A 24,754-nucleotide genomic window follows, 5' to 3' on the forward strand; every position below is an offset into this window, starting at 1 on the left:
GCGATTCCACGGTAGTTGGCTGGGGTTTCGGGTTCAGGATTCCGCGAGTAGTGGCGGATTCTTACAAGAGCTCATGGCCGTCGCGGCGATCGGCTACACACCATGCAGCGTGTCCGAACCGGCAGCGACGCGCTCTCCCCGGCCGCAGCAGCGCCCCCCGACGTGAACGGGAATACTCTCGTCAATCGGGGAGCTCCGGCAGGCGTCATCCTCCGCCGGGCAGATGCTCGAGGTGCCCGATGGCCTCCTCGAGCAGTTCGGAGACGTGGTCGTCGAAGAGCGAGTAGTGGATGTGCCGGCCGTCGCGCGTGCCAAGGACCAGGCTCAGATGCCGCAGCAGCCGCAAATGGTTCGATGTGGTCGTCTGTCCGATGTGCAGCTGTTCGCTGAGGTCGGTCACGGTGCTCGGCTGAACACTCAGCGCGCTCAGAATGCGCAGCCGCACAGGTGACGCCAGTGCCTGCATGATCTCGGCGAGACGCTCAGCATCCGCTACGGACAGGGTGCCTGCTTCCCGACGCGTCTCAGTACCGGCCATGCTCACCATTGTGCCCTCCGACCACGATAATCATTCACAACTACAATATATCATGATCTTGTGATGTATCCTGGTCGCATGACTGCTTCTTCCCCGACGACTACCGCGCCCGCTGCGGAGACGCACGACCATTCCCACGGTTCGGCCCGGTGGGAGCTGTGGTTCGCGATCGCCGCGGGCGTGACCTACGCCGGCGGGATGATCGCCGAGTTCGCGTTGGGGCTGCCGATGGTCGGGTGGCCGTTGGTGTTCTTCCTCGCCACCTACTTCTTCGGTGGGTTCTTCACGTTCCGCACCGCGATCGCCTCGACGATGCGAGGGAAGTTCGAGGTCGACTTCCTCATGCTGGTGGCCGCGATCGGCGCCGCCCTCATCGGCCGGTGGGCGGAAGGGGCGGTGCTGCTGTTCCTGTTCAGCCTCGGCCACGCGCTCGAGGAATACGCCCTCAGCCGTGCCAGCAAGTCCATCGAGTCCCTGGCCGAGCTCGCTCCCCGCAGCGCCCTGGTGCGCCGCGGCGGGGACGAGCCGGTGGAGGTGCCGGTGGAGGAGATCGTCGTCGGGGACATCGTCGTCATCCGCCCGAACTCCCGCATTCCCTCAGACGGGTTCGTGATCTCCGGGGTGTCCGCGGTGGATCAGTCCGCGGTCACCGGGGAGTCGATTCCGGTGGAGAAGGAGCCGGTGGCCGACCCGGAGCGGGCGATGCGCACCGTCGACACCCTGCCCGCCGCCAACCGTGTGTTCGCCGGCACCGTGAACGGGTCCGGCGTGCTCGAGGTCGAGGTCACCGCGACCTCCGCGGACTCGACGCTCAGCAAGGTCGTCGAGCTCGTCCGCTCCGCCGACCAGGCCGCCTCCCCCACACAGCAGTTCATCGACCGGTTCCAGCGTTGGTACGTGCCCGCCGTGATCCTCGGGGTCGCCGTCACCCTCCTGATCTCCTGGCTCGCGTTCGCGCAACCGTTCCCCGACGCGTTCTACCTCGCCATGACCGTGCTCGTCGCCGCCAGCCCCTGCGCGCTCGCGATCGCAACCCCGGCCGCGGTGCTGGCAGGGGTCGCCCGTGCTGCGCGTGCCGGGGTGCTCGTCAAGGGCGGCGCCCCGCTCGAGACGCTCGGGCGGGTCAAGGCGATGGCGTTCGACAAGACCGGCACCCTGACCTGGGGTGCCCCCCGGGTGACGTCCGTCACCCCCGCCGCCGACGTGCCCGAGTCCGAGCTGATCCGCACTCTGGTCGCTGTCGAAGCGCTCAGCGATCACCCGCTGGCCGAGGCGATCGTCCGCGACCTCGAGCCCCTCGTCCCCCAGGCCGAGCGCCTCACCGCGACAGACCTGAACGCGGTCGTCGGGCGTGGCGTCACGGCGACGATCGACGGCGAGCGGGTCGACGTCGGCAACCTGCGCATGTTCGACGAGCAGCAACTCGCGCTGACCGGCACGCTCGCCGACGCGTACACGCAGGCGCGGGACTCCGGGCAGACGCTGATGATCATCCGCCGTGGCGACCGGTTCCTCGGCATCGTCGGCGTGATGGATGCGTCCCGCGCGGAGTCCGCCCAGGTGCTCAGCGCGCTCCGGGGCGCGAACGTGGGGCAGCTCGTGATGATCTCCGGCGACAACCAGCGCGTCGCCGACGCGGTCGGCCGGGAAGTCGGCGTCGACACCGCGATCGGCGAACTGCTCCCCGAGGACAAAGTCGCTCAGATCACCCGCCTCGCCGAAACCCACCGACCGATCGCGATGGTCGGCGACGGCGTCAACGACGCCCCCGCGATGGCCCGCGCCGACGTCGGCATCGCGATGGGCGCCGCCGGCTCCACCGTCGCGTTGGAAACCTGCGACATCGCGCTGATGAGCGACGACCTCGGCCGCGTCCCGTTCGCCGTGCGGCTCAGCCGCGCCACCAGCCGCATCATCCGGCAGAACCTCATCGCCAGCCTCGCGATCGTCGCGTTCCTCATCCTCGCCACCTTCCTCGGCCTGAACATCGGCGCGGTCGTACTCATCCACGAAGGCTCCACCCTGATCGTCGTCGGCAACGCACTCCGCCTGCTCAACTTCGAGCGCGGCAAAGAGCACCACGGCATCGACCACGAAGACAGGCCCACCGCTTGAGAGACTCAGCCGGCGCAGGCGACGGCCTCCCTTGCGCGGCTATGTGGCCCAGCAGGATTGCACGGTGCCGGTCGTTGCCTGCGCGACGGTCGGGATGGTCTCCACGAGTGCTCGTGTGATCTCCTCGGACGCGGGGTACTCGATGACCCGCCAACCGACGATGCCGAAGTCCTCATCCAATGCCTGCACCGCGCATGCGAACGACGTCCCAGCGGGTGGCGTGGCTTGGAAGGATACGGTCACGGTGCGCGCATCGACCAGCTCGTATCCGGTCTCGTCGAATCCGACGTCGTCGAGCGAGTTCGAGACAGTCAGCCACGAAAGCCCGGCGACAGACAGGATTGCCGCCGTCGCGACGGTGACCCAGAACACGCGGCGGCGGATGGGCCGCGGTCCCCGACCGTAGCGGTCGGCGAGCTCCTCTTTCGTCGTCACGTAGTGCGCCCTATCTGCGGCTGCGAGCATCGCGGTCGGCGAGCTCGGTGAGGCGTGCGTTGTAGGCCTCGAGCTCGGCTTCGCCGGTGCGGTCGGCGTGCCGGTCTCGCCGCTTGGTCTCGCGGTCGTCGCTGCGACTCCACTGAATCGCGACCGTGATCGCGAGGATCAGGGTGGGGATCTCACCGATCGACCACGCGATACCGCCGCCGGTGTACTGATCCTCGAGCGGTGTGACACCCCAGGTGCGACCCATCGACCCGAACCAGTCGGCGACCATCAGCCCCGACTGCATCATGATGGCGATGCCGAAGAACGCGTGCATCGCCATCACACCGATGAGCAGCAGCAGCCTGCCGGCGTAGGGAAGCCGCCACGGCACCGGGTCGATGCCGATCAGGGAGAGCGCGAACAGGTAGCCGGTGATGAGGAAGTGCGCGATCATCCACTGGTGGCCGAGGTGGTCGTACAGCGACCAGCGGAACAGGTCGGTGTAATAGAACACCCACAGTGAGCCGATGAACAGGGCGGCCGCGACGAACGGGTTCGTCAGGATGCGGGCGACGGGCGAATGCACCGCCCACAGGATCCACTCCCGCCCGCCGCGGGTGCCGTCGTCGCGTTTGCGGATCGCCCGGGCGGCGAGGGTCACCGGGGCGCCGGCGACCAGCAGCACCGGGATCGCCATCGTGAGCAGCATGTGCCCCACCATGTGCATGCTGAACAGGTAGTCCTGGTAGACGTTGACGACGCCGCCGGTGACCCAGACCAGCAGCACCATGCCGGCGACCCACATGATCGTGCGATACACAGGCCACGCGTCGCCGCGCCGGCGCAGCCGCCACACCCCGGCGAGATAGAAGAAGATCGCGAACCCGGCGAGCACCGCCCACAACATGTCCACGTTCCACGCGGTGACCCACCGTTCGATCGTGAGCTCCGGGGGCAGCGGGGCACCGGTGAGGCGTTCTGCCGGCGAGGGGATCTCGGGAAGCGGGGCCGGGTTCGGTGGCGGAGTGCGGGCCAGCGCTGCGGCGGCGCCGCTGGCCACACCCATCAGTGCCAGCTCGAACGCGATGAGCATCCAGAAAGGGCGGGATGCCGCGTCGGAGCTGCGCATCCTGCCGATCAGGCGGGTGCGGTACCACGCCCCGAAGAGGCCGAGGCCGACGAGCGCGACGACCTTGATGCCCAAGATCGCGCCATAGGGCGAGAGCAGATCGGACCACTCCTGCAGGCCGATGGCGGCGCGCACCGTGCCGGACACGGCGACGAGCACGAACGCGGCCAGAGCGATGCTCGAGTAGCGGGCGACGAGATCGGGGATGCGGCGACGGTCGAGGGCTGGACGGACGGCGATGAGCAGCAGGAGCCCGCCGAGCCACACCGCGGCGCCGATGATGTGCAGGATGAGCGCCATCATCGCCTCGTGGTGGAAGGCGTCATCGCCGGAGTGCCCCTGCGTGCCCATCGGCACGAGCGAGGCCACCGCCACCAGGGCGACCAGAAGCGTCCCGACCCAGGACCGCACGGCGAATGTCAGGACGGTGAGGGCGGCGCCGGCGACCGTCGTGATCAGCCATGTCCTGCCGACCTCGAGCTCGACGAGGAACCGGCCGAGCTGGGCACCGAACTGGGGGCCTGCGTCGATGGCCGGGTTGAACACGCTGAGAAGCGTGAGGAACCCGGTCGCGCCCGCGGCCACGGTGAACAGGGCTGCAGAGATCGACGCGGTATCGAGGGCGACGTCGAACTCGCGCTCACCGGCCCGCAGCGTGAACAAGGCGGTCACGAGCACACCGACCATGCCCGCGGCGGCGAGATTCACGACCAGTTTCGTGACCGGAAGCCCCCAGCGCACAACAGGGCCGGCGTCGCCGAGTGGGATCTGCGCAGCACCCCCACCGAACCACAACGCCCCGACCAAGGCGATGAGTGCGACCCCGCCGAGGATCGCAGGCCCTGCGACCCGCAAGACGCGAGGAGTCATTCCTGTCGCGGTCGGAGTGACCGCTGTCCGCGTTCAGTGGCATCCGCACCCGTGGTGGCGGGAATCGAGAGTATCGGGGTCATGTGCGTGCTTTCGGCTCGGGCAAGAGGGCGGGGCAGGGGTGCGGGGTCATGTGAGCCCGGAGTAGGAGTGGAGGCCCTGGAAGAACATGTTCACGATCGTGAAGTTGAACAGCACCGCGACGAACCCGATGATGGACAGCCAGGCGGAGCGGGTGCCGCGCCAGCCGCGGGTCGCGCGGGCGTGGATGTAGCCGGCGTAGAGCACCCAGATCACGAACGTCCACACCTCCTTGACATCGAAGCCCCAGTAGCGACCCCAGGAGTCGTTGGCCCAGATCGCGCCGGCGATCAGGGTGAACGTCCAGAACACGAACCCCACGATCGCGAACCGGTACGCGAGGGACTCGAGCACGTCGGCGGCGGGCAGAGTGCGCAGAAACCCAAGACCGTCGGCGCGGGCAGTGTCCGAGGATGCTCGGGTGCGGCGCTCCCGGCGGGCCTGCAGGAGCTGGGTGATGGAGATGCCGCAGGCGATCGCGAACAGGGCGGTGGCCAGGGACGCGACGAAGACGTGGATGACCAGCCACACGCTCTTGAGCGGATCCATCAGCGGAACGACCTCGACGTAGAACGAGACCGTCGCGCCACCCAGCAGCAGCACCACCATGCCGATCAGGAACGCACCGAGGAAGCGGAGGTCGTAGCGGCGCAGCACCAGCAGGTAGACGGCCACGATCAAGACCGTGCCGGTCAGCGCGAACTCGTACATGTTCGCCCACGGCACCCGCTCCGCGGCGATGCCGCGCAGGATGGTGCCGGCCAGGTGGAACAGGAACGCGAGGACCGTCAGCGACGTCCCGATCCGCGCCCACAGCAGCCGTTGACGCTGCGCGGGCGGCGTGCGAACACTGTCCACCGACCCACTCTGGGCGTTGTCCGTCTGCTGGCCCGCCCGTGCGGTAGCGCCGGCCAGGACCGGCTCCCGCTGCGGGACGCTGGCGGGGACGGAGCGCCCGGCCAGGTCGATGGTGTACGCGATGAACGCGAGCAGGTAGGTGGCGATCGCCGTCCACACCAGCAGCAGTGAGATGCCGTCGAGGGAGAGCGCGTCGGTTCCGGTCATGGCAGGGTCGTCCTCTTCGTCGTTGCGGTCAGGGGGTGCCCGCGAGCGGGGTGGCGCGGTAGATCCGTGCACATCGGTCAGCCCGCGTTCGCTTCCAGCCAGGCCAGCGAGTCCACGGCCGCGCTCAATGTTCCCGCCGTCAGCAGAGTGCGCCGGCTCACCCCGGCCCGGAATGCGCGGCTCTCCGCGGGCGTGGGCGCGCACCCACACTCCTCCGCCGTCAGGTCACCAGGAAGGGTGAGATCGCTGCCCGTCGCCAGCGTTCGCAGCGACCAGGCCAGTCGACCTCCGGCAGGCCTCATCCGTGGCGTGTTCATGGGTGCCTCCCCGGATCAGTCGAACGATCTGCGGCGGCCGCACGCGTGCGGGCACGGTGGGAGAACCCCGCCGCGGTGAGAGCGCCGGCGGCAGCGAGGACGATGAGAGCGGTGAGCCAGGGACCGAGGATCACCGCCGGGGTGAGTCCGGTGCGCAGCGGGACGGTGGTGATCGACGCGTCAACGGTGTCGACGCCGATGCTGTCGACGGTGGTGCCGTCCGGGGTGATGACCTGGCTGGTGCCCACCGTGGAGACGTTGACGACCGCGCGGCCGGTTTCGATGGCGCGCATCCGGGCGAACGCGAGCTGCTGCAGGTTCTCGTCGGTGCCGCGGAAGTCGGCGTTGTTGGTCTGGAACACGAACACCTCTGCGCCGGCGCGGGCACCGTCCCAGATCACGGCGTCGTAGATCACGTCGAAGCAGATCGCCAACCCCACCCCGACGTCGCCGACCTGCACGAGCGGCGGGTTGCTGCCGGGGGTGTATTCGCGTTGGATCAAGCCCACCAGGTCGGGGACGATCAGCTCGTAGAACCACCGGTCCGGCACGTACTCGCCGAACGGGACCGGGTTGACCTTGTCGTGCCACTGCCGGCCCGTGGGATCCGCGGTCCACAGCAGGGACGTGTTGAAGACATCGTCGCCGCGGGTGGTGGCGGCGTTCATCAGCAACGGCGCCCCGGCCGAGCGCACGACCCGGTCCAACGCCTCGGCGGCGGCGGGATCACTGAGCGGGTCGGCGTCGACGCCGCCCTCCGGCCAGGCCAGCAGATCCATCGGCTGCCCGTACAGCGGCACCGTGGCGGCGGTCTGCGCGGCCAGGACGTCGCCGGGCACCTTGTCGTCGAAGTACCCGGTGGGGCCGTTGCCCTGCACCCATCCCACGCGGAACTCCCCGGCCGGCGCGGTGGGGAACTGCGGCGCTATCACCAGGAGAGCGGCGACGCTCACAGCAGGGTGCAACCCGAGCATGAAGCGGATGCCGCCGGCGCGGATCCACTGCACCACAGAGGCGCACAGAATGACGATCAGCAGGGACAGGCCGGTCACGCTCGTCCACGACACGGCCTCCGCGAGCGGGCCGCCCACCTGGGTCATCCCGAGGCGCGCCCACGGGAACCCGGAGTACGGCCACGCACCCATCACCACCTCACGGGCCGTCCACAGAACCCCGATCAGCGGCGGTACCGCGAGCAGCTGCACGAGGCCGCGGGCCGGATAGCGGGCGGTCCACCGGTAGGCGAGCGCGATCGGCACCGCGCCCGCGCCGAACAGGACCGCTTCCAGCCCGGCGAGGGCAAGCCACGGCACCGGGCCGAGGAACTCCCCCACCCACACCAGATGGGTCGTGTAGAACACGGCGCCGAACACAGTGCCGACCAGCAGCGCCCCGCCGATGCTGCGGCCGATCAGGGCCACCAGGGCGACCGTGACACTCACGAACGTCAACGGCCACCACCCCACCGGTGCGGAGGCGAGATCCAGCAGCAGGCCGGCGGCCGCGGATGCCAGCACCGCCGCCCACACCGGCAGCGACCATGCCGCCACGGTGCGGCGCGGCGTCTCCTGCTCCGGCGCGGCGGCCGGGGCGGGTGTCGGCAAAGGCGTGCGCATCGGTCAGGTGTCTTTCTGGTGGAGTCGGGTGAGGTAGTCGTTGTACGCGTCGAGCTCAGGGTCGCCGTGTGCGTCGGCGCGACGGTCGGCGGCGACCGCTTGGGCGGTGTCGTCGCGGAACCAGCGGTGCATGACGTAGATGAGCATCAGCAAGGTGGGGGCCTCGCCGTAGGACCAGGCCAGCCCGCCGGCGAGGCGCTGGTCTTCGATCGGGTCGATGCCCAGCGCGCTCGTCGGGCCGGCGAACCCGTCGATGAGGGTAGTGGTGGCCATCATCAGGAAGACGCCGAAGAAGGCGTGCAGGGCGGCCTCGGCGAACACGTCCAGGGCGCGGCCGCCGTGGCTCATCCGCACCGGCAGCGGGTCCGACGACAGGATCGGGATGGTGAACAGCATCCCGGCGACCAGGAACCCGACCTCGAGGAGGGTATGGCCGGTGACGGTGGACAGGATCGGATCGGCGAAGTTCGCCAGGTACAGACCGTAAAACGCGGCCAGGTATAGCGGCACCGCCAGCCACGGGCTGAGCAGCCACCGTGCGGTGCGACTGCGTAGCCCGGCGTGCGCGGCGCGGAGCACCAGGAGACCTGGGCCGTGGTGCGGGGTGGCGCGCAGCAGCAGGGTGCCGGGAGAGCCGAGGACCAGCAGCGGCGGGATCGCCATCATCAGGGTGAGCTGCTGGAACATGAACACCGAGAACAGGGCGTACCCGAAGTTCTCCACCGCCAGGCCGGTGACCGCGGCGAGGGCGACGCAGCCGAGCAGGAAGCTGACCGTCCGCCACACCGGCCAGCCGCGGCCGCGGACCCACATCCGGATCGCACCGGCCAGGTAGGCGACCGCGAGGAGTCCCGCGAGGAGCGGTAGCACCGGAGCCGGAAGCGGGGCCGGGGTGAGGAACCCGCCGAGGGTCGGCGGGGCGTCCGGGATCCACACGGTCGTCACGGTGTGTCCTTCGCAGGCTGGTCTACGCCGAGGGCGTGCGCGTGGCGGGTCGCGAACTCGTCGACGGCGCGCGCCAAAGCGGGGTCTTCGCCGCGGGCCAGTCCCGCGTACTCGACGTGCACACCATCCGGGGTGGTGCGGGCTTTCACCCAGAGCCGGCGGCGGGGCACGAACAGGCCGGCGAACAGGCCGAGGGTGGCGAGCACGGAGAACGCGAGCACCCAGCCGCTGCTGGGGTCGCGTTGGATCTGCAGCGACGCGAACCGCTTCACCGGCTCCTCCGCCGTGACCTCCTCCCAGGTGATCGTGCCCCACCCGTTCGGCAGGTCGACGGTGGCGCCGGGGGTGAGCTCAAGGGAGTCGGCGGCGGTGTCGCCGCCGGTGTGCTGGGTGAGCCCGTCGACCTCGAGCGTGTACACCGACCTCGGAGTGCCGTCGTCGATGCCGAGATCCCCGCTGAACACGTTGAGAGTCAGCACCGGATTGACCACGTCCGGGTAGACGGAGGTGAACGCGCCGGAGGGCAACACCCCCTGGGTGGGGTAGAAGAACCCGACCAGCCCGACCTGTTCGGGCAGCCCGTCCGGGATCTTGATGATGCCCAGCGAGGTCATGTTGGAGTCCTGCGGCAGGAACGGCTGCGACTCGCTGTACACCACCTCGCCGGCGGCGTCGCGGATCGTGAGGGTGGGGGCGTAGCCGTTGCCGAGCAGGTAGATGCGATCGCCGTCGACGGTGATCGGGTAGTTCACGATCACGCTCTGCGCCCGATCGTCCTGCCCGGGTTGGCGGATGGTGATGTCGGCGGAGAAGTCTCCGGCCTGGCCTGCGCCGGGGGTGCCGGGCAGCCGGTAGGAGACCTGGAAGTCGTCGAGGGTGAGCGAGTAGGGGGCAAGGCCCGTGCCGTCGACGAAACGGCCGGGGTTGAACGAGGAGTAGTCGCTGAGCGCGTTCACGAACGTGGTGCCCTCCACCACCACCCGCTGCCCGGTATACGCGAACGACCCGCCGATCGCGACCGAGACCAGCACGCCGACGAGGGCGACGTGGAAGATCAGGTTGCCGGTCTCGCGCAGGTAGCCGCGCTCGGCCGACACCGACGCGGCTCCGCGGGCGTCGTATCGCTCCACCCGGTATCCGGCCTTGCGCAGCTGCTCTGCCGCGACGTCGATCGCGTGCGCGGCCGGGTCGGTCCTCCCTTCCTCTCTCGGCAAGGTCAGTTCCCGGTACTCCGAGAGCCGCGACAGCCGGGCCGGGGTGCGAGGGGGGCGGGAGCGGAGCGCCTTGTAGTGGTGCTTGGCGCGCGGGATCACGCAGCCGATCAGGGAGGTGAACAGCAGCAGATAGATCGCGGAGAACCACGGCGACAGGTACACGTCGAACAGGCCGACCGCATCGGCGAGGGGGAACACGTCAGGGTTGTCCCGCTCCCACTGGATGACACCGTTGGGGTCGGCGCTGCGCTGCGGGAACAGGGACCCGGGGACGGCGGCGATCGCGAGGAACAGCAGCAGGACCAATGCGGTGCGCATGCTGGTCAGCTGCCGCCATGCCCACCGCAACCACCCGGTGATGCCCAGCGCCGGCTGGGTGATCTCCGTCGCGGATTCGCTGTCGGCGTGGTCGCCGGGGCGTAGCGGGTCGGCGGTGACGTCGATGCCGGTGTCAGAGCGGGAGGGGGACATTGATCACCACCTGTTGCAGCTGCGACATCAGTGCCGTCCACAGCCCGGTCACCATCAGCAGGCCGAGGGCGATGAGCATGGCCCCGCCGATGATGTTCAGGGCGCGGATGTGGCGGCGCAGGAACGTCACCGATCGGGACGCCCACCCCCATCCGGCCGCGAGGATCAGGAACGGGATGCCCAGGCCCAGCGAGTACGCGAGCCCGAGCAGGCCCGCGCGGGCGGGGTCACCGAGGTTCCACGACATAGAGATGATCGCTGCGAGCGTCGGGCCGATACAGGGGGTCCAGCCGACGCCGAGCGCGAACCCGAGAAGCGGCGCCCCGATCAGCCCGGTCCTACCCTGGGCGCGAGGGCGGAGGGTGCGCTGGGCAATGCCGAAGAAGCCGAGGAACACCAGGCCGAGGGCGATGATGACGACCCCGAAGACGCGAGTGAGCACATTGGCGTATTGCAGCAGCAGGTACCCGAAGGTGCCGCCGAGGATCGTGACGGCGACGAACACCACGGTGAACCCGGCGATGAACAATGTCACGCCCAGCAGCAGCCGCGCGCGCTCCGCCGTCACCGTGCGCCCCCCGTCCAGCGTGGGGGCCGCGGTCGTCGTGGTGGTGCTGCCGAGGTAGCCGAGGTAGCCAGGCACCAGCGGCAGCACGCACGGGGACACGAACGACACCAGCCCGGCGAGGATCGCGACCGGGATCGCGACCCACAGGGCGCCGTCGACGATCACCGCTCCCGGATTCATGAGGTGTCCTCGGCGAGGGTGTCGGCGACCAGGGTGGACAGGATCGACGCGCTGGCCAACTGCCCGATGATCCGCGCCGCGACCCGCCCCTCCTGGTCGATGACCAAGGTGGTGGGGGTGGCCTGGATCGGAGTGACCTGCGCGAACGCGAGCTTGACCCGTCCGTCGTTCACGTCGATCACGCTCGGGTAGGTGACGTTGTTGTCACGGGCGAACGACAGTGCGGTGGCTGGCTGGTCGTAGGTGTTCACCCCGAGGAACGCGACGCCCTGGTCCTGATACTCCTGCCAGACCTCCTCGAGCATCGGGGCTTCGACGATGCACGGCCCGCACGCGGCGTACCAGAAGTTCACCACCAGCACCCCGCCGCGGTAGTCGTCACTGGACACCGTCTCCCCGGTCTCGGTGACGCCCTCGAACACCACCGGCTCCCCGCGGTCGGCATCCGGGATCTCGACGATCTGGAAGTCACCGGCGATGTAGCCCTTCTCGCTTCCGTCCCGGTACTGCTGCGCGAGCGAGTCGCTGGACGTGCACCCGGCCAGCAGCAGCGCCGCGACCAGCGTCATGGCGGCAAGGACGCGGCGGCGGATCATGCGCGCTTGACCTTGATCAGGGCGCCGGCGACCAGGAACACGACCGCGGCGACCGGCTGCGCCGCAGTCCACACCGGGCCGGTGAACGGGAACGGGAACACCGGGTTCCAAATCACGGCGATCACGACGAACACAGGCAACCACCACCACTGCCGCGCCTGGATCGCGAACCACCCCACGATGACCGCGAAGATCGCGGCGACGAACAGCACAACGGTGAACCAGTCCCCGCCCATCAGTACCGGCGCGAGGAACAACACCGCCGCCGCGAGCAGCCCCGGCGCGAACGCGTTGCGCTGGTATACGGACGAGGTCCGCTGCTTCGCCATCATGACCCGCTCACCACGGAGCCCGTCGCAGGCGCCGCGCTGTCCGCGCTGACGCGGGAGCGGCGGTGTCGGGTCCACAGGCTCAGGCCGAGGACGATGACGCCGGCACCGAGGGCGACGTCGGCGAGGTTGCCGATGAACAGGTTCCCGTAGGCGAGGAAGTCGGTGACGTGCCCGACCCCGAACCCAGGGGGGGAGAACAGCCGGTCGATCAGGTTCCCGATCGCGCCCCCGAGGATCAGGCCGATCCCCATCGCCCACCATCCGGTCCGCGCCCGCGCGGCGGCGACGACCAGCAGCACCACGGCACCGACCCCGAGGAGAGTGAGCAGCCCGGTGACCCCGGCTCCGAGGGAGAGGATCGCGCCGGGGTTGAACGCGAGCTGCAGCCCAAGCAGATCCCCCAGCAGCGGGATCCGCTCCTCCTGACTCAACCCTCCCAGTGCGGCCGCCTTCGTCGCCTGGTCGACCAGGACCACCACAGCGGCGGCCAGGCACGCGACCGCGAACCGCCGGGTCTGCTCACGAACCATCAGCGGCTCCTCCTGCGTTCGCGAGGGCCGCTGATAACCCGGTCATCAGACCGGCTATCAGGAAGAGGTTTTTGGTGTCAGAAGTCGAAGAGGTCACCGAGGAACCCTTCCTTCCGCCGACGCCCGGAGCGACCGTGATGATCCCTGTCGCGGTCAGAACGGTGGTCGCCCTCGCGCGGATAGGGGGCGGTGCTGGTTTGCCGGCCGCCGCCGGCAAGGTCGGCGGCGCGGTCGATGATCTTGTCGAGCTCGCCACGGTCCAGCCAGACGCCCCGGCACTGCGGGCAGTAGTCGATCTCGACCCCGGAGCGTTCCGTGATCAGCAGGGCGGTCCCGTCGACCGGACATTTCATGAGGGGTTCTCCTTCTGTTGCTGGTCGTCGGCGGTTCCACCATCCGCGGCGGCCGCGGCCGCGGCTGCTCGGTCGCGGCGACGACGCTCTCTGGCCACCATGAGCACGACCACCAGCGCGCCGCCCAGCACGATTACGCCACTCAGGACCGCAAGGACGGGGAGGAGTTCCCCACCTCCGGATGGCCCGTTGTGAACCTCTCCGGACGTATTGGCGGCAGATGTGGGAGACGGGTCGGGTGTCTGCTCCTCGGTCGCTTCGGGGGTAGGGGCGCTGGTGGGGACGGTGACCGCTTCGACGGTGTACTGGTACTCGTTGCTGATCGGGTGCCCGTCGCTGGACACGACCCGCCACCGCACCGTGTACACGCCCGCCTGACCAGGCGTCACCGCCTGGGTGACCGTGGTCCCGTCGATGACCGGATCCCCCGATGCGATGTTCTGCCCGTCCGGGGCGACCACCTCAATGATCACGGCGCTGAAATCGGTGAGGATCTCGCCGCTGAACGTCAGCGAAATCTCCTCCGGGACCACGCTGACCGTGGATCCGGCTTCCGGGGAGGAGGAGACGATCTCATCGTGCGCGGCTGCGGGCGCCGCGGTGGCGAACAGGAGCCCGGCGGCCAGCAGCAGCGTCGTCAGAGTGGACAGGAGGAGGATGCGTCTCCGTGAGCCGGATCGGTGCGGGTGTTCGTGGTCGGTGACGGTGGTCAAGGCGGTGGTCCTTTCAGGGCCGGTTGATGATGTGCTGGGCGATCGTCGTCGCGTCTTTCCAGACCCCGGCGAGGGTGTCGGAGCCGCGGCCGCCGTACTGCGGCATCCCCGCCACGAACAGCCCGGGCAGGCCGGTCAGGGTGCGCCGCGGCCGGTCGACGCGGGCCGGTTCCGGGAGCCAGTCGTCGCCAGGGGTGTAGCCGGTGGCGAGGATCACCGAGCGGGGGGATGCCTGCGTGCCATCGGCGAAGGTCACCCCGGCGCCGGCCGCGTCCTGCACCGCAGCTGCGATCGTGACCCCGACGCGGCGCAGCTGCTCATAGCTGTCGCCGAAGATCGGCTCGGGGCGACGCTCCCGCGAGAACAGCGGCACCCTCTCCCCCGCCGCGGCGGGATAGCTCATCGCGGGGCGATGCTGCCGCCGGGTTCGCACGGACAGCGTCACGGTGTGCGACGCGGACAGTTCGCGGGCCAGCTGCACACCGCTGTTCCCGCCGCCCACGATGAGCACGTCGCCGACGGGGATCTGCTTCGGGTACAGGTACTCGCTGCTGTGCAGCACCACCCCGGGCATCGTCAGCAGAGACGCCCACTCCGGAATCCGCGGGTGCGCGGCCGCGCCCGTCGCGCAGATCACGTTGCGGGTCTGCACCTCCCCTGCCGTCGTCGACAGCAGCAGAGTCGAGCCGTTCCCGCGATGCTCCACCCCGGTCGCCTGGATGCCCCAGACCGTCTCCACGCCCAGCCCGGCTTCCACGAAGGTGAGGTAGTCCGCCATCTCGTCCACTCGCGGATGCCGGCGCTGGTCACCCAGCAGCCGCCGCGGAGACAGCGCGCTATGCCGGGCGTCGCTGAGAAGCTCCATCGAATGCCACCGTGAGGACCAGGAACGCTGCCCCGTGCTGGCGGCGTCGATCACCACAAACTCGTGCTGCGGCCGCAGCCCTTCCGCGGCCAGAGCCGCGGCAACCGCGAGCCCAGACTGCCCGGCGCCGACGATGATCGCCCGCCGATGCGTCAAACCCGCCCGCATCACCGGCCACCGTTCACCGCAGCCTGGATGGCGTTCTCGAGGTCGTCCCACTCCTGCAGCTCGAGCAGCTCACCGTCGAGGAAGAACGTCGGCGTGCTGCTCACCCCGAGCGCCTGGCCCTCCTCGAAATCCAGCTCCACCCGCTCCGCCGTAGCCGGGTCCGCCACGGCGGCGTCATAGGCGGCCATGTCCAGACCGATCTCCTCCGCGAAGCCACGGAACAGGTCGGCGCGAGACTCCTGCGCCTCACCCCACTCCGCCTGCGTCTCGAACAACCGGACATACATGTCCTCGAACCGGTCCTGCTGCGCGGCCGCTTCCGCCGCGACCGCCGCGTTCTTCGAATTGAAGTGACCGGGCAGCGGGAAGTAGCGGACCACATACGTGATCTCCCCAGCGAACTGCTCCCGCATATCCTCCACGATCGGGAAGAACGCGCCACACGCCTCGCACTCGAAGTCGAGGAACTCCACCAGGGTGACAGCGCCCTCCCCGCCGTCGTCGAGGACATGCGAGCTCTCCCGCACCACCTGCGGGGATGCGTCACCGCCCCCAGATGAAGGTGGAGCGGACTGGCTCTGATTGACAAGGACATAGATCAACGCGGCGATCACCATCACCACCACAACGGCAATGGTGACGAGCGTCGCCTTCACAGGGGTTTTCATCGGGTACTCCAAACCAAGACACGGCACAGGACAGAACCCGGGCACGCAGCCCGGGACGAAGCGCCACCCGGAAAGGGTGGCGTGCCAAATGTCAGGTTCGGGAAAGACCCAACTGCGTCAACGAAAAGACAATCGGGTGAGCACGGGCAGCCGGCGCCGGAAGCAGCGAAGGCATCCGTGGCCCGTCACCGAGAACCGGAGGCATCCGCCGACGCCACAACCCCCGCAGCACCACCATGAACGTCAGCCCGCACAACACGCCCAACATGCACAGCGCAGCGCCCACCAACGCGTTCGGCCCAGAAACGACGCCACCGGCGACCGCCTCATGCTCGACTGGGGCGTCTGCCACGGGCTCGACGTGGGGGTCCATGAACCCAGAAATCACCAGCGGAACAGGAGTCGAACCGTCCGCCTCTGTGTGACCCGTCGCTGCCAGACCCAACATCAGCAGCAGCGCCAAACCGACGCTGGTAATGAGCCTCATTATCAACAATTGCTCATTCAGCGTCGTGGAGCGCGGAGTCCGGGCCGAAGAGACCATCGCCCACAGCCTACCATGCGCACCTAAACCCATTCGGAGCCCGGTTCACCCGAGCACGGGAGCGCCGGCAGCGCCGGCCGGGTCCGGCGCGGCTAGCCGGTCAACCAGGACGATGACGACGGCAACGGTGGCGAAGGTGGCTTTGATGGGGGTCTTCACAAGGGCCGGTTCCAAGTCGGGCGGTGTTCTGCCACCGCGGGGCGAGGGGTCGGTGGTCAGGCGTGGGCGGGTTCGGGCTGGCGAGCGGGCACCGTGGCGAGTTGCCGTAGCGCAGCGGGGCGACGGGCGGCGCGGACGCCATTGAGGATGACGACGACCTCGGCGATCTCATGCACCAGCACGACGCCGGCGAGCCCGAGGATGCCGAACAGGGCGAGCGGGAACAGCGCGACGATGATCGCCAGAGCCAGACCGATGTTGGCGGTCATGATGCGTCGGCCGCGGCGGGCGTGGGCGAGGGCGCCGGGGATGAGGCGGAGGTCGTGGCCGATGAAGGCGACGTCGGCGGACTCGATCGCCGCCGCGGAGCCTTTCACACCCATCGCGATCCCGACCGTCGCCGTCGCCAGTGCCGGGGCGTCGTTGATGCCGTCGCCGACCATCGCGGTCGGTTGCTGCGTGACGAGCGCCTCAATCGCGGCGGCCTTGTCGGCGGGCAGCTGCTCGGCGCGAACGTCGGTTACGCCCGCCTCGGCGGCGATGGCGTGGGCGGTGCGGGTGTTGTCGCCGGTGAGCATGATGGTCTCAATGCCCTGCGACTGCAGCATCCGGACCGTCTCGGCCGACTCCGGGCGCAGCTCGTCCCGCACGCCGATCAGGCCGGCGATCTGCCCGTCCGCCTCGACCACGACGACGGTCATGCCCTGCGCGGCAATCGCCTCCGCGTTCAACTGCTGGCCGGCGGGATGGAGCCAGCGGACATTGCCGACCCGGATCGCCCGGCCGTCGACGGTCCCGGTGATGCCATGCCCGGCCTCCTCGACCACCTCCGTTGCGGGGCTGGCGACGGGTGCGGCCGCGATGATGGCCGCGGCGAGGGGGTGGGTGCTGGTGGCCTCCACGGCGGCGGCCCAGGCGAGCAGGTCGTCGCGGGTGATACCGGGTGCGGGCTGGACGTCGACGACGGTGGGCTCGTTGCGGGTGAGGGTGCCGGTCTTGTCGAGGGCGACGGCGCGGATCGTGCCGAGCTGCTCGAACGCTTCACCTGACTTGATGACGACGCCGAACTTTGACGCCGCTCCGATCGCGCTGATCACCGTCACGGGCACCGCGATGGCCAGCGCGCACGGGGATGCCGCAACCAGGACGACGAGGGCGCGTTCGATCCAGGTCCACGGGTCGCCGACCAGCAGCCCGAACAGGGCGACCACGGCAGCGGCGATCAGGACGACGGGAACGAGCGGCTTCGCGATCCGGTCGGCGAGGCGTGCCCGGTTGCCCTTGCGGGCGTGGGCCTGCTCCACGAGGGCGACGATCTGGGTGAGGGAGTTGTCGCGGCCGTCCGCAGTTGCCTCGATCCGCAACGTCGCCGCCCCGTTGACCGAACCGGCGGCGACCGGATCGCCGGGGCCGACCTCGACCGGGATCGACTCGCCCGTGATCGCCGACGTGTCCAGGCTCGACCTACCCTCCACGACCACGCCGTCTGTGGCGATGCGATCGCCGGCACCGATGACGAGGATGTCCAGCTCACGCACGTCCGCGGCGGGGATCGTGACGTCGCTGGTTAGGCGGGAGACGCGGACAGTGTCGGGGATGAGGGACAGAAGGGCGCGCAAGCCTTCCTTGGCGCGGTCCATCGCCCGGTCTTCAAGCGCCTCGGCCAGGGAGAACAGGAACGCCAGGGTCGCGGCCTCGCCAACGTGGCCGAGCAGGACCGCGCCGATCGCGGCGATGGTCATCAGCAGCCCGACCCCGAGGCGACCGCGGATGAGGCGGCGGATCGCGCCGGGGACGAAGGTGTAGGCGCCGGCGAGCAGCGCCGCCCACTGCAGCACCAGCGCCGGGATGTGCAGACCAGTCCACTCGAACGTGTATCCGGCGAGGAGGAACAGCCCGGACAGCGCGGAGGGAAGCAACGCGAAGTCGCGCCACCAGGGCGGGCGGACCTCCGGCTCCTCGTCCGCCTCGGTGGGGGTGGTGGCGAGGTCGGGGCCGCAGCAGGCATCGCCCGCATCGTGCACCGCGCTTGGCGCCGCGGTCTTGGAGGAGGGTTCCGCGGCGCAGCAGGCGTCACCGGTCGAGAGCGGCCGGGACAGTTCGATGCGCCGGACCGTACCGGGCTTGCGCGGCTCGTTGGGGCCGCAACACTCTTCGCTCACTGCACGCTCTCCTTCGTTGCGGGGGCGGGCGTCTGCTCTAGGAACGTGAGCGCGGCCAGTGCGTCATCGGTGCCGGTAACGGAAAGGCGCAGGTCGGGGTGGGTCGTGTCGATCGCCCAAGTCGCGAACGCGCAGCAGGACTGCTCGGTGCGGACCAGCTCCGTCAGCCGGGCGGTCGCGTCGTCGATCTTTGGGTAGTGGACGGTGATCTGGGCGGCCGTCCTGTCGATGTCGAGGAGGTAGTCGTCGTTGAATTCCTGCCACGCGGCTAGCTGTGCAGCACCAGCGCCGGGCGTCAGCGTGCAGGCCACCGGCAGCAGGTCACGGTCGATGAGGCTCATGCGCAGCACTCGCACTGATCGTCCATGCACGGGGCGCCCTCGTCGACGGCGACGACCGCCTCGAGCAGCTGTCGCAACCCCTGGGTCAGATGCGGGTCGGCGATCTCATACCGGGTGCGCCGACCTTCCGGTGTGGCGACGATCAACCCGCAGCCCCGCAGGCACGTCAGATGATTCGAGACGTTCGTGCGGGTCAGCTCGAGATCTCGTGCCAGCTCAGCCGGGTAGCCGGGAGCGTCCAGCAGTGTGAGGAGGATCCGGGAACGGGTCGGGTCGGCCATCGCCCGACCCAGCCGGTTCATCACATCGAGGCGAGAAGTAAGAGTCAGCACAGGCTGACTATACATTCTCCGCTGTACTAATGCGAGGGCGGATGAGTCGCGGTACCCCGGCGACCATGACCACCATTGCGACGAGCTCCACCAAGGTCTGAGTCACTACAACCAACGGCGTCAGAGCGAAAGATGCCGGCAGCGCGAGAGCGAGCGGGAGCACGACCAGCGAGTTGCGGGTGACCCCGCTGAACGTGGCCGCCCGGCGGCTGGGAACATCCAAGCGTGCCGCGCTCCCGAGGAGCGCACCGAGTGGTGCCACGATTAGGACGAACACGACGAACACGGGAACCGCGATTAGCAGCTGGCCGAGAGCGCTGCTCACGCCGAAGACCTGCGAGCCGATCACCACGGCGAGAGTCAGCATCATCAGCGGCACCATTGCCGCCAGCACCACGCCCTCGATCGCGCGGCCGGCACGGAACCGTTTCGCCAGCAGCTGCGTGGCGGCGGCGAGAACGAGCGGCAGCACGATCAACAACAGAAATGCCTCCACGAACGGATGCGGGTCGAACGCACCCACCACCTCGGCGCCGGCCATCAGCCACAGGTACACCGGCAGCAACACGATCTGCAGAAGCATCAGCAGGGGCGTGGCAGCAAGCAGCCGCGCACGTGCACCGCCAGCCAGGCCAGTGAACACAATCACGTAATCCACACACGGCGTCAGCAGCACGAACAACACCCCAACGAGCACCGCCTGATCAGCCGCCACGGCGCGACTCAACCCGAACACGACCACCGGCACGACGACGAAGTTCAGGACGAGCACGACGCCCAGGAACCGCCAATCCGTGAAGGCCCGGCCGATCGCCGTGAACGGCACCCCCAGGAACGTCGCGTACAGCAACAACCCGAGCACGGGATTGATCGCCGACTCGAGCGGATCCGCCACCGCCGGCACGAGTAGACCGACCACCGCACCCACGGCGATCGCTGCGAGGTAGAGCACTACCTGATGCCGCTCCCACCACTCCACAGCTGTGCACACGAGCACAAGCCTGTCGAATGTAGCCGGTTCGCCCCTAATCGAGTGAGCGAGTAACCCTTCACCCCCAGCCAATGGCAGGACTGCTAGGTGCATGCCAACTACCCGCGGAATCTGTCATTTCGGATAGGAACCGACACGGCACTTACACGCATCGTTCTCACCAATCTTTCGGATCCGCCACTTGTCCGCCACTTCATCTAAGAATCCGCCATCTTCGCCGAGAACCTACACGATGACCGCCGAGCCGAAATGTCCATATGGACACACCGTGGACATTTCATCTGCGAAAAGGACAACTTCAAAAAAAACCTACAATCCCGCTACCCGAAGTCCTGGGCCATGTCAGTGAAACGTGAGAAGTGGCCCTGGAAGGCGACGGTGATGGTGTCGGTGGGGCCGTTGCGGTGCTTGGCGACGATGAGGTCGGCCTCGCCGGCGCGGGGACTGTCCTTCTCGTAGGCGGCCTCGCGGTGCAGCAGCACGACCATGTCGGCATCCTGCTCGATCGAGCCGGATTCGCGCAGGTCCGAGAGCGCGGGCTTCTTGTCCTGCCGCTGCTCGGGGCCACGGTTCAGCTGTGACAGGGCGATGACCGGCACGCCCAGCTCCTTCGCGAGCAGCTTCAGCGCACGCGAGAACTCCGACACCTCCTGCTGACGTGACTCGACGCGCTTGCCACTGGTCATCAGCTGCAGGTAGTCGATGACCACCATCTTCAGACCCACCCGCTGCTTGAGCCGGCGGCACTTGGCGCGGATCTCCACGAGCGTCATGTTCGGGCTGTCGTCGATGTACAGCGGGGCGTCGTTGATGCGCCCGCGCGTGGCGGCGATCGTCGTCCAGTCGCGCGAGTCGAGCGTGCCCTTGCGCATGCTCTGCAGCGGCACCGCACCCTCGGCGCTCATGAGACGCATCGCGATCTCGCTCTTCCCCATTTCGAGCGAGAAGAAGATCGTCGGCATGTTGTGCTTGATCGCCGCGGCCCGCGCAAAATCGAGAGCCAGCGTCGAGTTGTGCGTCGGGATCATCGACTCACCGGCAAGGTACAAGTGCTCGTCGTTGTCGACCTCGACGCAGCGCACCGGAACGCTGGCGACCGGGCGCACGGCCGTCACGTAGCGTCGACCGATGCGCAGGGTGCTCGTCGGTCGCTCCTGCGCGTGAAGCGCGCGCTTGCGCTCCAGTCGGAACACATCGTCAGTGGTCGAGAAGTTCAGGATGTAGCAGGTGGACGACTCCTCGCTCCGGCCCGCGACGCGCTTGGTCGTGCGGCCGCACTTGTACCCGAGGCTGACGATGAGCTCGTAGACGCTGTCGGCGAGCCGTTTGTTGGTCACGGAGAACTGGCACGACCCCACGCCACGCACCACCGTCCCGTCGGTGTCCATCAGTCCGGCGAGCAGACTGCGTCGCTGTGCCTCCGAGGCGCGCAGATACTGCGCGGGGATGTGCTTGTCGCCGAGCACGCCGAGGGTGCGCAAGAGCCCCGTGAAAGACCCGTGTGCGCGGTGGCAGGCCATGCAGCGCTGGGCCTCGCCCGAGTACGGCTCACCGCAGTCCGGGCACGAGAGGCGCTCCGGGTGCGCACCCTTGTTCTTGGGTCCGCACGAGCGGCCGCACGTGCGGACGTGCGGGTGCCGCGCAGTGAACTGCGTGCCGCACACTTCGCACTTGCGGATCAGCAGCGTGCGTTCCTCGGTCTTCAGCGCGTAGAGCATGTTCCCGCGCGACTCGACCCGCACGCCGTCGCGGGCGATGAGGGCGGGGATCTCCGCGGTCTCGCTGGTGATGCGGGCGCCGGCGCTGTGGCCGTCGCCGAGCCAGGTGCCCAGGGCGTAGGGCGGAATCGGCAGCTCAGCTTCGGTCCCCGCCAGGGGTGCGGCGTTGGGCACGGAGTGGTTGGCGCGCTCGTCCGCACCGACGGTCAACGTTGCGCGCATCTGTTCCGTTGTGACGATCTGCGCAGCGCCACCGCGTCGACGCGTCGAGCGGGTCTCGGTCACCCACTGGTGCTGCGCGTCGGCGATGATCTTGGACCCGTCCGAGAACTCGACTTCGTAGCAGGGACGACCGGTCATCACCTCGGTCGCTGCCACGACACGCGTGGGTCGGCCCTGAGCGTCGTAGAGCTCGTCGCCGACCTGCACCTCACCCATCGTCGTCCACCCACGGGGTGTGGGCAGGGGGGTGTCGAGCGCCAGGGCCTTACCCATCGCAGGGCGGGCGGCGATGATGATCATCTGCCCGGGGTGCAGACCGTTGGTGAGCTGGTCGAGCCCGGCGAAGCCGGTGGGGATGCCGGTCATCTGACCGTCGCGCCCACGCGCGGCCTCGATCTCTTCGATCGCCGCGCCGACGGCGACCTCGAGCGGCACGTAGTCCTCGGCCTGCTCGGCGCCGGTGACCGAGTAGATCTCGGCCTGCGCGTTGTTGACGAGGTCGACCGCTTCGCCCTGGCCGTTGTAGCCCATCTGCACGATGCGCGTGCCGGCCTCGACGAGGCGGCGCAGCAGCGCGCGCTCGCTCACGATCGACGCGTAGTAGCCGGCGTTGGCCGCCGTCGGCACGATCGAGGTGAGCGAGTGCAGGTAGTCGGCTCCGCCGGCGCGCTGCAGGTCGCCGGTCTTGAGCAGCTCGTCGGTGACGGTCACCACGTCAGTGGGCTCGCCGTGCGAGTAGAGGTTGAGGATCGCCTCGAAGATCAGCTCGTGCTTGGGCACGTAGAAGTCGGTGCCGCGCAGCGTCTCGATGACATCGGCCACGGCATCCTTCGACAGGAGCATGCCGCCGAGGGCGCTCTGTTCGGCGATGAGATCGTGCGGGGGTGTCCGTTCGTGGTCTCGAGGCGCGCCGAGTCGCTCGTCCGAGATGTCCGCGATCGACATTCATGCCCCCTTCTGCGGGCCCTCTCCCCGGGGGCCTCCCGACACGTTAGGCACGGGTCCCGACACCCGCAAACCAGCCTGTGGATAACTATGTGGACAAAATGCGTGAAACGCCGCGCCGCCTGTGTATGACTGCTGTGGAGAACTCACCGTTTTCCGGGGACTTTCACCTGCGTTTTACCGTCCGACCTGGTGTTTTTCGTTTCACACCCTGTGGACGGGGATTGTGGTTGAAGTGTGGGTTGAGGGTTCCCCACAGTGTGGAGTACCTGGGGACAGAACCGGGATTTGTCAAGTGCGAATCCGAGGCCGATCAGTCGTCGGCGTCGGTCCCGGTCAGCGGGCAAATCCCGCCCGTGTCCACAGGGCTTGCCCAGAACCTGGACGGCGGCAACCCCTCGACACCGGGAGCAGTGCCGGGGTACGGTCTGAGGTCCAGGCATCCCGACGACACCGCGGCACCGCGGCGTCGACGACTCGTCGTGGAGGTGAACGTGGGCACACGCGGCATCCGGTGGCGTCCTGCGCGCCTCGCGGCGGTGCTGACGGCCGGTGCTTTCGCGGGTGTCGCTCTGTCGCTGCTGTTCGGCTCGTCCCAGGCCCAAGCCGACGACGACGAACCCCGGGGTGCGCTGAGCTCCGTGACCGACGTGATGTCGGTCGCCACCGAGGTGGTGGTCCCGATCGTCGAGCACGCCACCGCACCGGTCGCGAAGACGATCGACGTGGTGGTCAGTGACCCGGTGGTCGTCGAGCCTGTGCTGTCGGTCGTCCGAGAGACGACGACGGCGCTCCCGCCCGCGCTCGAACCCGTCCGTCCCGTCGCCGACGCCGTGGCCCCCGTGCTGGAGGCCGCGAAGCCTGTCACCCGTGCCGTCGCCCCGGTCGTCGAAGTCGTGCAACCGGTGGTCGGCAGCGTCGCGCCGGTCCTCGACGCCGCGCAGCCGGTCGTCGACAGTGTCGCACCGGTCCTCGCCGCGGTGAAGCCGGTCACCGACGCCGTGGCCCCCGTTCTCGACCCGGTGCGCGATGCCCTCGCTCCCGTCACTGCACCGATCCTCGACGCCGTTGCGCCCGATCGGGGAGTCCCCGCACCCGACCAGCCCGGGGCCGCACCGGTGCCCGCGCCAGGCGTGGATGCCGGTGGTCCCGCGTCGCCGGCCCCGGCACCGCCGGAGTCGAACGCGTCGGGCGCCGAGTCCAACCCACCGGGCGCGCCTCCGGCATCCATGATTCGTGTGCACCTCTGGTCGGCACCGGCCGCAGCAGCCGGTGCACCGCCGGAGACGATGCGCCAGAGCGCCCCTGCCGCCGCCGACGCGCCGGGTGCGCTGCCTGCGCCGGCGCTGGTGCCCCCGTCTTCCACCTTGTCATCCGGGTCGTCGGGCCCGGGGTCCGGCGTGTGGGCGCTGACCGCCCTCGCTCCGCTCGTCGCGCACCGTGCCTGGGTGCGGCGGACGGGGGCCGGGGACGAATCCGCGCCGGCCTCACCCGTGTTCGACACCGACGTCTCTCCCGACTGATCTGGGCGGGCCGCGCTCTGCGGCACGCCTCCGCCGCGCATCCGCGCGCCGGAAATC

Annotated in this window: 23 protein-coding genes; 2 read left to right on the forward strand and 21 right to left on the reverse strand. The window is 69.1% G+C overall.

The window, feature by feature from the left end:
- Positions 1–205: 205 nt before the first annotated feature.
- Positions 206–538: an ArsR/SmtB family transcription factor gene (locus ACQ143_RS07420; protein ID WP_045246029.1), complete on the reverse strand. Its 333-nt coding sequence runs from the start codon at positions 536–538 to the stop codon at positions 206–208.
- 78 nt (positions 539–616) lie between these two features.
- Between ACQ143_RS07420 and ACQ143_RS07425 the strand changes: the two genes are divergently transcribed.
- Complete coding sequence (locus ACQ143_RS07425) at positions 617–2,653, forward strand: heavy metal translocating P-type ATPase (RefSeq protein ID WP_449570065.1); 2,037 nt, start codon at positions 617–619, stop codon at positions 2,651–2,653.
- A 39-nt stretch (positions 2,654–2,692) separates the two neighbouring features.
- Here the strand turns inward: ACQ143_RS07425 and ACQ143_RS07430 are convergent, their stop codons facing one another.
- The 20 genes from ACQ143_RS07430 to dnaB all read right to left on the reverse strand — a co-directional run bounded on the left by ACQ143_RS07430 (position 2,693) and on the right by dnaB (position 23,174).
- Positions 2,693–3,088, reverse strand: a complete 396-nt coding sequence (locus ACQ143_RS07430) for a DUF4307 domain-containing protein (RefSeq protein WP_045246023.1) — start codon at positions 3,086–3,088, stop codon at positions 2,693–2,695.
- A gap of 10 nt (positions 3,089–3,098) precedes the next feature.
- A complete protein-coding gene (locus ACQ143_RS07435; protein ID WP_045246025.1) occupies positions 3,099–5,078 on the reverse strand; it encodes a cytochrome c oxidase assembly protein in 1,980 nt (659 codons plus the stop codon).
- Between the two features lie 129 nt (positions 5,079–5,207).
- On the reverse strand, positions 5,208–6,224 hold the full coding sequence (gene ccsB / locus ACQ143_RS07440; RefSeq protein ID WP_045246027.1) for a c-type cytochrome biogenesis protein CcsB: 1,017 nt from the start codon (positions 6,222–6,224) through the stop codon (positions 5,208–5,210).
- A gap of 313 nt (positions 6,225–6,537) precedes the next feature.
- Positions 6,538–8,157: an apolipoprotein N-acyltransferase gene (gene lnt, locus ACQ143_RS07445; RefSeq protein WP_101305216.1), complete on the reverse strand. Its 1,620-nt coding sequence runs from the start codon at positions 8,155–8,157 to the stop codon at positions 6,538–6,540.
- A 3-nt stretch (positions 8,158–8,160) separates the two neighbouring features.
- The gene (locus tag ACQ143_RS07450) at positions 8,161–9,102 is read right to left on the reverse strand and encodes a cytochrome c oxidase assembly protein (RefSeq protein WP_045246896.1); all 942 of its coding nucleotides are present in this window, start codon (positions 9,100–9,102) and stop codon (positions 8,161–8,163) included.
- On the reverse strand, positions 9,099–10,787 hold the full coding sequence (gene resB / locus ACQ143_RS07455; RefSeq protein ID WP_045246897.1) for a cytochrome c biogenesis protein ResB: 1,689 nt from the start codon (positions 10,785–10,787) through the stop codon (positions 9,099–9,101). The genes ACQ143_RS07450 and resB overlap by 4 nt, the downstream gene beginning before the upstream one ends.
- Positions 10,768–11,535: a cytochrome c biogenesis CcdA family protein gene (locus ACQ143_RS07460; RefSeq protein WP_045246898.1), complete on the reverse strand. Its 768-nt coding sequence runs from the start codon at positions 11,533–11,535 to the stop codon at positions 10,768–10,770. Before ACQ143_RS07460 ends, resB begins: the two co-directional genes overlap by 20 nt.
- A complete protein-coding gene (locus ACQ143_RS07465) occupies positions 11,532–12,131 on the reverse strand; it encodes a TlpA family protein disulfide reductase (RefSeq protein ID WP_045246899.1) in 600 nt (199 codons plus the stop codon). Before ACQ143_RS07465 ends, ACQ143_RS07460 begins: the two co-directional genes overlap by 4 nt.
- Positions 12,128–12,463: a DUF6804 family protein gene (locus ACQ143_RS07470; protein ID WP_045246900.1), complete on the reverse strand. Its 336-nt coding sequence runs from the start codon at positions 12,461–12,463 to the stop codon at positions 12,128–12,130. The genes ACQ143_RS07465 and ACQ143_RS07470 overlap by 4 nt, the downstream gene beginning before the upstream one ends.
- Positions 12,460–12,993: a signal peptidase II gene (locus ACQ143_RS07475; RefSeq protein ID WP_045246901.1), complete on the reverse strand. Its 534-nt coding sequence runs from the start codon at positions 12,991–12,993 to the stop codon at positions 12,460–12,462. Before ACQ143_RS07475 ends, ACQ143_RS07470 begins: the two co-directional genes overlap by 4 nt.
- Positions 12,994–13,070: 77 nt before the next feature.
- Complete coding sequence (locus ACQ143_RS07480) at positions 13,071–13,346, reverse strand: TFIIB-type zinc ribbon-containing protein (protein ID WP_045246902.1); 276 nt, start codon at positions 13,344–13,346, stop codon at positions 13,071–13,073.
- A complete protein-coding gene (locus ACQ143_RS07485) occupies positions 13,343–14,059 on the reverse strand; it encodes a copper resistance CopC family protein (RefSeq protein ID WP_048809232.1) in 717 nt (238 codons plus the stop codon). Before ACQ143_RS07485 ends, ACQ143_RS07480 begins: the two co-directional genes overlap by 4 nt.
- A 13-nt stretch (positions 14,060–14,072) precedes the next feature.
- Positions 14,073–15,092, reverse strand: a complete 1,020-nt coding sequence (locus ACQ143_RS07490; protein ID WP_045246903.1) for an NAD(P)-binding domain-containing protein — start codon at positions 15,090–15,092, stop codon at positions 14,073–14,075.
- On the reverse strand, positions 15,092–15,760 hold the full coding sequence (locus ACQ143_RS07495) for a DsbA family protein (RefSeq protein ID WP_045246904.1): 669 nt from the start codon (positions 15,758–15,760) through the stop codon (positions 15,092–15,094). Before ACQ143_RS07495 ends, ACQ143_RS07490 begins: the two co-directional genes overlap by 1 nt.
- Positions 15,761–15,851: 91 nt before the next feature.
- Entirely contained in the window at positions 15,852–16,304 is a 453-nt protein-coding gene (locus tag ACQ143_RS07500; RefSeq protein ID WP_045246905.1) for a hypothetical protein, read from the reverse strand.
- Between the two features lie 215 nt (positions 16,305–16,519).
- Positions 16,520–18,625: a heavy metal translocating P-type ATPase gene (locus ACQ143_RS07505; protein ID WP_048809234.1), complete on the reverse strand. Its 2,106-nt coding sequence runs from the start codon at positions 18,623–18,625 to the stop codon at positions 16,520–16,522.
- Positions 18,622–18,966, reverse strand: coding sequence for a hypothetical protein (locus ACQ143_RS07510; protein ID WP_048809235.1), 345 nt, complete (start codon positions 18,964–18,966; stop codon positions 18,622–18,624). Before ACQ143_RS07510 ends, ACQ143_RS07505 begins: the two co-directional genes overlap by 4 nt.
- Entirely contained in the window at positions 18,963–19,298 is a 336-nt protein-coding gene (cmtR, locus tag ACQ143_RS07515) for a Cd(II)/Pb(II)-sensing metalloregulatory transcriptional regulator CmtR (RefSeq protein ID WP_067165134.1), read from the reverse strand. Before cmtR ends, ACQ143_RS07510 begins: the two co-directional genes overlap by 4 nt.
- A 7-nt stretch (positions 19,299–19,305) precedes the next feature.
- The gene (locus ACQ143_RS07520) at positions 19,306–20,250 is read right to left on the reverse strand and encodes a bile acid:sodium symporter (protein WP_431779296.1); all 945 of its coding nucleotides are present in this window, start codon (positions 20,248–20,250) and stop codon (positions 19,306–19,308) included.
- Between the two features lie 359 nt (positions 20,251–20,609).
- The gene (gene dnaB / locus ACQ143_RS07525; protein ID WP_449570066.1) at positions 20,610–23,174 is read right to left on the reverse strand and encodes a replicative DNA helicase; all 2,565 of its coding nucleotides are present in this window, start codon (positions 23,172–23,174) and stop codon (positions 20,610–20,612) included.
- 356 nt (positions 23,175–23,530) lie between these two features.
- Here dnaB and ACQ143_RS07530 point away from each other — a divergent pair, with 356 nt between their 5' ends.
- Positions 23,531–24,697 (forward strand): hypothetical protein, encoded by a 1,167-nt coding sequence (locus tag ACQ143_RS07530; RefSeq protein ID WP_449570067.1) that lies wholly within the window; start codon positions 23,531–23,533, stop codon positions 24,695–24,697.
- Positions 24,698–24,754: the final 57 nt, after the last annotated feature.

Source organism: Microbacterium pollutisoli (assembly GCF_053586795.1).